This window comes from uncultured Cyclobacterium sp., from assembly GCF_963976465.1.
In the GTDB taxonomy this organism is placed as follows: Bacteria; Bacteroidota; Bacteroidia; order Cytophagales; family Cyclobacteriaceae; genus Cyclobacterium.
On sequence record NZ_CAXBOC010000156.1, the window covers coordinates 1 to 10,316 of the forward strand.

A 10,316-nucleotide genomic window follows, 5' to 3' on the forward strand; every position below is an offset into this window, starting at 1 on the left:
CTGGGAAGGTGTCAAAAACCCTGTATTTAGGAGGCTTATTGCAATGTTTAATCTCCCCAAATCTTCAAGCTGAAGAGGGAGTAAGCATCGCAGAAAGAAGCCCTGACAAAGCCACCTTTCCCTACTTGCACACAGCAATTGAAGATCTCAAAAATGTTTCCGGAACTGTTACTGACAATCAGGGTGAGCCTGTTCCCGGTGCAACCGTGGTCATAGAAGGATCCACTACGGGTACCGTAACAGATATCGATGGGAAGTTTAGCCTGGATGTTCCTGATGGTGCAGTACTATTGATTTCTTTTATTGGTTACGAAACGCAAAGAATCAATCCCGGTAATCAAACAAACCTTAGCATTACCTTGGTGGAAGATGCGACTTCTTTGGATGAAGTGGTTGTAGTGGGATATGGCGTTCAAGAGAAAGTAAATCTTACAGGAGCCATTTCCACGGTTGATTTTGACGATGAATTAACCAATCGCCCCTTGACCAATGCCTCCCAAGCCTTAGGGGGAACTGCATCCGGTGTTTGGGTAAGTCAAAACTCAGGAAAACCTGGCAGCGATGGTGCGCAAATTAGGGTAAGAGGATGGGGAACCCTCAACAATTCCAATCCACTGATCATTATCGATGGTGTTGAAGGTTCTTTCAATCAATTGAACCCCAATGATATTGAAAATATTTCTGTATTGAAAGATGCTGCAAGTGCTGCCATTTATGGTTCCAAAGCTGCCAATGGAGTGGTCTTGGTGACCACCAGAATGGGTAAAAAGAATGAGGCAATGCAGATAAATGTAAACTCCTATTTTGGCGTGCAATCTTTGGGCAGAAGGTATGATGTGATCAATAACAGTGCTGAGCACATGGAACTAACCAATACTGCTTTAATGAATGAGGGGTCTACGCCACTTTTTTCAGATGAACTGATTGCTGAATTTAGAAATGGAACAGACCCTTACAAATATCCCAATACAGATTGGTTTAAGGTAATCTTTAATTCAGTCAGTATTCAGGAACACAATATATCTATCCGTGGAGGTTCAGAGCAATCCTCCTCCTTTCTCTCATTCAATTACCTCAATCAGGATGGTATGGTGCCCAATACTAATACGGAGCGCTATGGGTTGAGGGCAAATATTACTTCCAATGTAAAGGATTGGCTGACAGTCAGTGGTCGCTTCAATTATATTCACAAAGATTCAAATGAACCTTATGCCGACGTGACCTATGGATCCTTAGGGAGGGTATTTGAAATGTTGGGTGGTTCTGCTCCCTACATCGCCCCATATACCCGAGATGGAAGGTTTGGTTCCGTTCAGGCCATCAGTGAAGATGGGAATTTGCTGTTCGACAATAGGAATGCCTTGATTGATGCCGCCAATGGCTTAACCAATACAGAGCAGAACATCCTGACGCTAAACTTAAGCGCAGATGTAAAACTTACGGATTATCTTTCCTTTAAAACCACAGTTTCTTCCAATGGAGGTCTCAGGTTTCTAGTCTGCAAAACAATTTGTTCTCCACCTTTAACTTTAAGAAGGATTACAATGAAATCCATAGTGTTTCCGCCATAGGAGGCATACAAGTGGAGACTTTTAAAGTAAAGAACATGTTTTCAAGACGTTCTGAACCACCGAAAGAAGGATTAACTCAGGTGGATGCAGGTACTTCCGGTATTCAAGGTGAAGGAAACATGAATGGCTTCCGCATATTTTCGTATTTCGGAAGGGCGAATTATACCTTGATGAGCAAGTATTTATTTGAAGCCAACGTAAGGGCAGATGCATCCTCCAGATTTAGTAAAGCCAATCGATGGGGAGTGTTCCCTGGATTTTCTGCCGGTTGGAGATTGTCTGAAGAAGATTTTATTAAGAATGTTTCTGCGATTTCTAACCTTAAATTGAGGGCTTCTTGGGGGCAATTAGGGAATCAGAATATTTCAGGTTATTGGCCTTACCTGACTGTGATTGGTCAAAATAACAATCTAAGTTATAGTTACAATGGAAGTTTTTCTCCAGGTGCTGCTGTAACTGCTTTAGTGGATGAGAACATTACTTGGGAAACATCTTCATCTTTGGATATTGGTTTAGAGGTAGGCGTTTTGGATGATAGGATTACCTTGGAAGCGGATTATTTTAGGAAAACGACCAAAGACATTCTTGTGCAGCTTCCTATACCATCGGTGATGGGAGGAATTTCATCCCCTTTTGAGAATGTGGGTCAAATGGAAAACAATGGCATTGAGTTTATCCTGAATTACAATAACCTAAAATTTGGTAGGGATCAATTGGGTTTCAATATGGGATTTAACCTGACTTATATCCAGAATGAAGTGACCAAATTTAGAGGGGGAGACTCTCCTGACCAATTGTACCTACTTAGAGAAGGTTACTCCTTTAGAACTCTTTATGGATACAAGGCTATCGGCATTTATCAGTCAGACGATGAGGCCTTGGAACATATGCATGCCAACCCATTTACTCCTAAAGCCGGGAATTTAAAATATGAGGACCTTAACAATGATGGCAGGTTGAACTATGAAGATAAGATGGCATTGGGAAATACCTTACCAAAGTATACTTTTGGCATATCGCCAAGCTTTAAATACAAAGGATTTGACCTAAACCTTTTGTTTCAAGGGATTTTGGGAGTTAACATGTACACCCAAAATAACTTTACAGACCTGGACTGGGAAAATAGGATGATCTCCACCCGATGGAGAGATGCCTGGTCTCCCGAAAATCCGGATGCTGAAAACCCAAGCTTGAAATTCAATAATCCATGGGATAGCCACCAATCATCTTATTGGGTGAATGAGGTGAATTTTATTAAATTGAAAAATGTTCAATTGGGCTACTCATTTCCTACACCAATGGTAGAAAAATTGGGCTTACAGAAAATTTACCTTTATGTCAATGGGCAAAATATTTTTTCTATAGCCAGTGATGGGTACGAAGGTTATGATCCGGAAAGAAATACTTTCAATGCGGGTTATCGAGTGTATCCAACCCCTAGGATTCTTTCAGCTGGTATCAATTTAAATTTCTAAGGACATGAAGACCAATAAATACATTATATACTTATTGACGATCGTTTTATTATTACCATTATCAAGTTGTGATGACGATTTTCTAGAGTTTTATCCCGAAGATAAAATTACTTCAGCCAATTTTCCTCAAAATGAAGAGGACATCAAACTGTTACTTAACGGTGTTTATGCCTTGATGCGGGAAAGATCCATTTACAATGAAGGATTATTTGGTTTTGGTGTTTTAGACGGTGCAACACCCAATGCTTTTAATTGGGGAAATACACCGATCGCAAGGGCAGGAACCGGTCAATTGAATTCTAGTGATGGAAGCATTGTCAATTTTAGATGGACGAGGTCCTATGCTATAATCTTTAGGGCCAATTACCTTTTACAGGCCTTGGATCAAGTGGACATACCCGAAGAGGATAAATCCATCTACCGTGCAGAAGCTAGATTTCTACGTGGACTGGCATATTCTATTCTTGCAGAAGGCTTTGGAGGTGTACCGATTATTTTGACAGCCATCTCTACAGAAGAAGCAAGGAATATTTCCAGAGCTAGTAGAGAAGAAACCTGGGATCAGGTAATGGCTGATTACAATATGGCAATTGATAATCTTCAGGCCGAAGCTCCTGAACTAGGTAGGGCAACCAAAGGCGCTGCATTGGGGATGAAAATGAGGGCTTTACTTTATCAAGGTAAATATGAGGAAGTATTGCAAGTTATCAATGAAATCGATGCTTTGAATAAATATGGGCTTTTCCCAAGCTATGAAGGATTGTTCAGGTTAGAAAATGAAAATAACATGGAAGTGATCTTTGATATTCAATACATTTCCGGAGAAAACTCCCAAGGATCTTTGCATGACCAGTATTGTGGAACAGGTACCGGCAGCTGGACTCGTGGAAGTCGCTATGTACCAACCGATGATTTGGTCAATGCTTATGAGATGATTGATGGATCCGAGGTTGATCCCAATAATCCATATGAGGGGCGAGATCCAAGACTCGAGTTTACTGTCGTGGTACCGGGTGCCTATATATTGGGCTATAGGTTTCCTAATTATGAATACCCGGGAGGAGCTTTCAATCATCCTGGAAACCGATTAAAGCACCTTAGTGCAAGAAAATACCGCATAGAGCCTGAAGCAGATTTGCCTCCTTCCGGCCAGTCCGGCTTAAATAATATTGTCTTAAGGTATGCGGATGTGATTTTATCTAAAGCCGAAGCGATAATTGAGACCAATGGGGATATTGATGAAGCCATCAATTTGATTAATAGAATCCGGACGGAAAGGGAAGATGTGAAGATCAGCCCATTGCCTATGGGGCTTTCTCAGGAAGAAGCACGAGCAAAGCTTAGGCATGAAAGGAGAATAGAGTTTGCCTTAGAAGGGTTGTATTGGTCCGACATCAAAAGGTGGGGTATTGGTTCGGAAATTTACCCTGTCGAGGTAAAAGACCACAATGGAAATGTGATTGAAACGAAGTTTCCGGATGGATACCTTGATTTTTATCAGTTGCTTCCAATCCCTGATAGTGAAATATCATTGAATGAAAACTTGACCCAAAACCCGGGCTGGTAATAAGCATGTATTATCGGGCCCTTCCTTGGTAACACCAGGGAAGGGCTCGGATAATATTAACCTGGGGAAACTGAATAAAATAAGTGTGAAATGAATGTGTCAAAAATACTTTGCCCGCTCCTTGTTTTAACCCTTTACCTGAGTGCCTGCAATCGTCAGGAATCGAAGCTGGATCCTCCTCCAAATTTCATTGTTATTTTAGCTGATGATTTAGGATATGGAGGTCTTGGGGTTTATGGAGACATTAAGCTAAAGACGCCTAATATTGATTATTTGGCTAAAAACGGAATCCGTTTCACTGATTTTCATTCCAATGCCCCCGTGTGTTCACCTACCCGAGCTGCCCTTATGACCGGAAATTATCAGCAGCGCTCAGGTATGGAAGGCGTAATATATGTTAGGGGAGAAACAAGAAAGGTGGGGCTTGATACAGCTCAGACGACTGTTGCCAAATTGCTGAAATCGGCAGGGTATCAAACCGGAATAATGGGAAAGTGGCACTTGGGATACCAAAAGCAATACAACCCTGTTCATCATGGTTTTGATACCTTTTTTGGGTATATAAGTGGGAATATCGATTACCACAGCCATTATGACAATGCTGGAATCTATGATTGGTGGCATAACCTGGATAGTATTTATGAAGAGGGGTATGTGACCGATTTAATCACGCAGCATGCAGTGGATTTTATAAAAGATAATAAAGAAGCTCCCTTTTTTCTGTACGTTTCTCAGGAAGCCCCACATGTTCCATTTCAGGGGAGAAATGATCCGGCTTACAGGTTCCCCGGTAAGGAGTTTAGCTATCATGGCCCGGTAAAGGATACTTTGGCAGTATACAATGAGATGGTGGAGGTAATGGATGAAGGAGTGGGAGAAATCATGGATGCTTTGCGGGAAACAGGACTAGAAGAAAACACCCTGGTTTTGTTTATTTCAGACAATGGGGCGGAAGTATTTGGAAACAATGGAGCGTTAAGTGGAAATAAAGGCAACCTCCTGGAAGGAGGACATAGAGTACCGGGTATTGCCTATTGGAAGGGCAGGATTAAACCTGGAGAATCGGCCGAAACAATTATGAGCATGGATATTTTACCAACCTTACTGGAAATGAGCGGAGCTAATTTACCCGAAAAAACTAAATTTGATGGGGTTGATCTTTCCAAACACCTTTTCACGGGAGAAGCCCTTCCGGAAAGGAGCTTGTTTTGGAGGTATAGAAATCAGAAAGTGGCCAGGCATCAGGAATGGAAGCTTCTTCTTTCAGATAAGGATACCTTATTGGTGAATTTGAAAAAGGATCCATTGGAAAAACATAATCTTGCCAAGGAAAAACCGGGTATTTTAAAGGAACTTCTGGACAAACTGGGAGATTGGGAAAAAGAAATGGGGCCGGTAGAAAAGATGAAGACCATCTAAAATACCATTTGCATAAATCGAAAAATATTTACAATGTTACGTAATTTAATAGTCTTACTTGTAATCGCATTTACTACTTATCAAGGGAGCTTGGCACAAAATGAAAAGTCACCCAATATTGTGCTGCTTTTGGCAGATGACTTGGGGTATAGGGACTTGAGTTGTTATGGTAGTACTCAGGTCAAAACACCTAACTTAGACAAACTTGCTGCCAAGGGAATTAGATTTACTGATTTCTATGCAGGATCTGCTGTCTGCTCTCCCTCCAGGGCTGCTTTAATGACCGGGCGATCTTCCGTAAGGGCAGGTATCTACAGCTGGATCCACACTTCCCATAAAATGCATTTGGCTGAATCGGAATTTACGACGGCTGAATTATTGAAGAAGGCCGGCTATGCTACTGCCCATATCGGTAAGTGGCATTTAGGGTATGATCTGGAAGAAGCTTCGGGGCCCGGGCCAAATCCCGGAGATCAAGGCTTTGACCATTGGATAGCAACCGGTAACAATGCCCTTCCTTCTCACCAAAATCCGGTAAATTTTGTCCGTAATGGGCAGGCTTTGGGCGAGGTAGAGGGTTTTTCGTCTCATATCCTCGCTGATGAAGCGATAGGCTGGCTTGAAAACCGACCAAAAGACCAACCCTTCTTTATAAATCTATGGTTTCACGAACCTCATCAAAAAGTGGCCGCACCGGAAAAGTTTCTATCCGAACACAAGGATACTAATCTCCCTGCTTACTATGGCAGCATAGAAAATATGGATGCGGCAATTGGACGAATTTTGGAGGAGCTGGACAATCAAGGGTTAACTGAAGAAACCTTGATCGTTTTTATGTCAGATAATGGAAGTTGAGTGCCGGGGATATTTAGCTGGCCGGGAGTAATTGCGGAAGGGACCATAGAAAACAAGCCTGCCGGAGTGGTAGATGTTTTTCCCACGATTAAAGAAATTGTCGGAGGAGAAATTGATTCTGAAATTGTAATTGACGGTTCCAGCTTGCTTCCTCTATTTCAAGCGGATAAATTTGAACGAAGCAAGCCTTTGTATTGGTTTTATCCTCCATCCAGACCTGTTGCCGTAATCAGGCAAGGCCCCTGGAATTTGATCGCCGACCCTGAAATAGACATTCCCAGAGGGAATATGTTTCAAGAAGCGTATATTGGGATGATCAAAGAGACCAAGCTAGTTAATTTTAGGCTGTATAACCTTAGAAATGATCCCAAACAAAATAAAGATGTGTCCTCAGACAATCCTGAAGTATTCGAGAGCATGAAAAAAGAAATGATCCGGTTGCACGATGAAATTGTGGAAGAAGCGATTGACTGGAGAAGTTTCTCTTGGGACAATAATTAAATTCAAATAATAAAATATAAAAAATGAAAATTACCGGATGGAAGCACTTAGGGCTAACCTGTCTTATGTTAGGTTTAGGAATTGTGCATGCTCAAACCTTAAAGAACAGCAAGAAACCCAATATTTTAATTATTTTCACTGATGATCAGGGGTATCATGATGTCTCATATTATGGCACAGAAGATATTCAAACACCCCATATTGATGCCATTAGAAATGATGGGATGCAGTTCGATTATTTCTATACCAATTCACCCGTTTGTGCCCCCACCAGGGCTTCTTTGATGTCGGGTCGATATCCGGATCATGTAGGCGTACCCGGCTTGGTGAGGTCCCATCCTAAAAACAATTGGGGGTATTTAAATCCGCAAACTGTATTGCTTCCGGCCATGCTTAAAAAAGGTGGTTACCATACGGCACATATAGGGAAGTGGAACCTGGGATTGACGCATCCCAACCTTCCCAATGACCATGGATTTGACTATTTTCATGGTTGGTTGGAAGACATGATGGATGATTATTTGACGCATAGAAGACATGGAAAAAATTATATGCGGTTGAATGAAGAAGTTATTGATCCTAAAGGGCATGCCACCGATCTTTTTACTGAATGGTCAGTGAATTATATCCAAGAGAGAGAAAAGAAAGAAGATCCTTTTTTTCTGTATTTGGCCTACAATGCGCCTCACTTTCCAGTGCAACCTCCAAAGGAATGGGTTGATAAAGTGAAAAAAAGAGAGCCGGGTTTACCTGAAAAAAGAACCAACCTAATTGCATTTATTGAACATCTGGATGATGGTATTGGTCAGGTAATCAAAGCACTAAAAGAAACCGGGCAATATGAAAACACCCTAATTATTTTCACCAGTGATAATGGGGGGCACCTTCCTGATCTAGCAAATAACGGTTTATTGAGAGATGGAAAGCAAAGCATGTATGAAGGAGGTTTACGTGTGCCTACTGCCATCTCCTGGCCGGCTAAAATCAAGGCAGGAACTAATTCAGAACAAGTGAACTTATCCATGGATATTTTCCCTACACTTACCGAAATAGCAGGTGTTCCTTTGGATCATGATATCAATGGAAGAAGTTTTTTACCCACACTATTGGGAGAAACCATGCAGGAAGAAGCCAGGCCTTTGTATTTTGTAAGAAGGGAAGGGGGGACAAGGTATGGTGGAAAAGCCTACCATGCCCTACGATTAGGAGATTGGAAACTACTACAAAACAGCCCTTTCCAACCTATGGAGCTGTATAATCTCAAAGAAGACCCCTACGAGGAGCATAATATTATAATGGAAAATAAAGAGGTTTTTCAAAAATTAAATGCTTATTTAATGTCTCATATTCAGGAAGGGGGCAAAGTTCCTTGGCAAAAACCTGAATAGCTCAAAAAGTTTTTTATTAATTATAATATCAAGAAAAATGAAATCAAGTATCCCCGGAATAGCCTTAAGTCTGTTAATCAGTTGTATAGGTTTTTTTATTACCCCTGCAGAGGCAAGGCAAGAAGCAGAAAAGCCCAATATAATTGTGATTTTTGCAGATGACTTGGGTTATGGAGACTTGGGTGTGTTTGGTCATCCGTCTATTAAAACCCCGAATTTGGATAAAATGGCCTTTGAGGGCCAGAAATGGACCAATTTTTATGTTGCTGCTCCGGTTTGTACACCTAGTAGAGCAGGACTTCTAACCGGAAGGTTGCCTATCCGATCAGGGATGAGCAGTGACAAAAGAAGGGTGCTTTTTCCGGATTCTGATGGTGGGCTACCACAATCAGAAATAACAATAGCTAAAGCATTAAAGGGAAATGGTTACCAGACTGCGGCAATTGGAAAATGGCACTTGGGGCATAAGTCACCTTACCTTCCTACAGATCATGGTTTTGATAGCTATTTTGGCATTCCGTACTCCAATGATATGGATAAAATTGACAAAACGGATCATTTTACCTTGACGGATAATGAAAAGTTTGATGCCTATAATGTTCCTTTGATGAGGGACACTGAAATTGCCGAAAGGCCAACCGATCAACGCACCCTTACCAAGAGGTATACAGAAGAGGCAGTTTCTAAAATTAAAGCCTTTAAAGACGAACCGTTTTTCATTTATCTGGCCCATAACCTGCCACACATACCCTTGTTCAGGTCTGCAGCATTTAAAGATCAGTCTTTGGGAGGAATATACGGAGATGTAATTGAGGAGATTGACTGGTCTGTGGGTCAAATTCTTTCCACCTTAAAGGAAGAAGGGATTGCAGAAAACACCTTGGTGGTCTTCACTTCTGACAATGGGCCTTGGCATGTGTTCAAAACCCATGGTGGAACCGCCGGCCTGTTAAGGGGAGCCAAAGGTGGTACCTTTGAAGGAGGAATGAGAGAACCAACCGTGTTTTGGTGGCCTGCTCAAATCAAACCTGGTGTAGTGATGGATATGGGAACCACGATGGATCTGTTACCTACATTTTGTGCCATATCAGGTACTGCTTTGCCCGATGATAGGGTATATGATGGTTATGATATATCAGGTTTATTAAAGGGTTCAGGGAAAAGTGAAAGAGAAACAGTATTCTACTATCGCGGGCAAAGAGTATATGCCATCAGAAAAGGAGATTACAAGGCACACTTTATTACACAGTTAGAATACGGTAATCCCACTGCACATCCGGTAACTCAGCCTAAAGTAATCGTAGAGAATAAGGCCACTGTTTTAGAAACGCCTTTATTGTATAACGTAAATGTAGATCCCGGTGAACGGTTCAATATTGCGGCAGACTATCCTGAAATTATTGCAGAGATAAAAGAGGTATTGGCGGCTCACCAAGCGAGTATTGTGCCGGTGGAAAACCAACTTGAAAAGTAACCCAAATAAACCATAGAACACCCAAGATAGACTAAGCATGAAAGCCTTCTTTTCTATATTCGCCTT

8 protein-coding genes are annotated in these 10,316 nt (G+C 41.5%); all 8 read left to right on the forward strand.

Features of this window, described 5'->3' with window-relative positions:
- Positions 1-1,571 (forward strand): SusC/RagA family TonB-linked outer membrane protein (locus AAC037_RS10505; RefSeq protein WP_339902954.1); only part of this gene is annotated, 1,571 nt, incomplete at its 5' end.
- On the forward strand, positions 1,511-3,046 hold the full coding sequence (locus AAC037_RS10510; RefSeq protein WP_339902955.1) for a SusC/RagA family TonB-linked outer membrane protein: 1,536 nt from the start codon (positions 1,511-1,513) through the stop codon (positions 3,044-3,046). The genes AAC037_RS10505 and AAC037_RS10510, both read left to right, overlap by 61 nt.
- A gap of 4 nt (positions 3,047-3,050) precedes the next feature.
- Complete coding sequence (locus AAC037_RS10515; RefSeq protein WP_339902956.1) at positions 3,051-4,613, forward strand: RagB/SusD family nutrient uptake outer membrane protein; 1,563 nt, start codon at positions 3,051-3,053, stop codon at positions 4,611-4,613.
- Positions 4,614-4,703: 90 nt separating this feature from the next.
- Positions 4,704-6,032: a sulfatase-like hydrolase/transferase gene (locus AAC037_RS10520; RefSeq protein WP_339902957.1), complete on the forward strand. Its 1,329-nt coding sequence runs from the start codon at positions 4,704-4,706 to the stop codon at positions 6,030-6,032.
- A gap of 33 nt (positions 6,033-6,065) precedes the next feature.
- Positions 6,066-6,887, forward strand: coding sequence for a sulfatase-like hydrolase/transferase (locus AAC037_RS10525; protein WP_339902958.1), 822 nt, complete (start codon positions 6,066-6,068; stop codon positions 6,885-6,887).
- Positions 6,888-7,388, forward strand: a complete 501-nt coding sequence (locus tag AAC037_RS10530) for a hypothetical protein (RefSeq protein ID WP_339902959.1) — start codon at positions 6,888-6,890, stop codon at positions 7,386-7,388. It abuts the gene before it with no gap.
- A gap of 23 nt (positions 7,389-7,411) precedes the next feature.
- Positions 7,412-8,776 (forward strand): sulfatase-like hydrolase/transferase, encoded by a 1,365-nt coding sequence (locus AAC037_RS10535; protein WP_339902960.1) that lies wholly within the window; start codon positions 7,412-7,414, stop codon positions 8,774-8,776.
- Positions 8,777-8,813: 37 nt separating this feature from the next.
- On the forward strand, positions 8,814-10,250 hold the full coding sequence (locus AAC037_RS10540; protein WP_339902961.1) for a sulfatase: 1,437 nt from the start codon (positions 8,814-8,816) through the stop codon (positions 10,248-10,250).
- The last annotated feature ends 66 nt before the right edge of the window (positions 10,251-10,316 follow it).

Excerpts from the sequence above, each read along its gene's own strand:
- AAC037_RS10525 (WP_339902958.1), top strand. The coding sequence starts at position 6,066 with ATGTTACGTAATTTAATAGTCTTACTTGTAATCGCATTTACTACTTAT.
- AAC037_RS10535 (WP_339902960.1), top strand. The coding sequence starts at position 7,412 with ATGAAAATTACCGGATGGAAGCACTTAGGGCTAACCTGTCTTATGTTA.
- AAC037_RS10520 (WP_339902957.1), top strand. The coding sequence starts at position 4,704 with ATGAATGTGTCAAAAATACTTTGCCCGCTCCTTGTTTTAACCCTTTAC.
- AAC037_RS10515 (WP_339902956.1), top strand. The coding sequence starts at position 3,051 with ATGAAGACCAATAAATACATTATATACTTATTGACGATCGTTTTATTA.
- AAC037_RS10540 (WP_339902961.1), top strand. The coding sequence starts at position 8,814 with ATGAAATCAAGTATCCCCGGAATAGCCTTAAGTCTGTTAATCAGTTGT.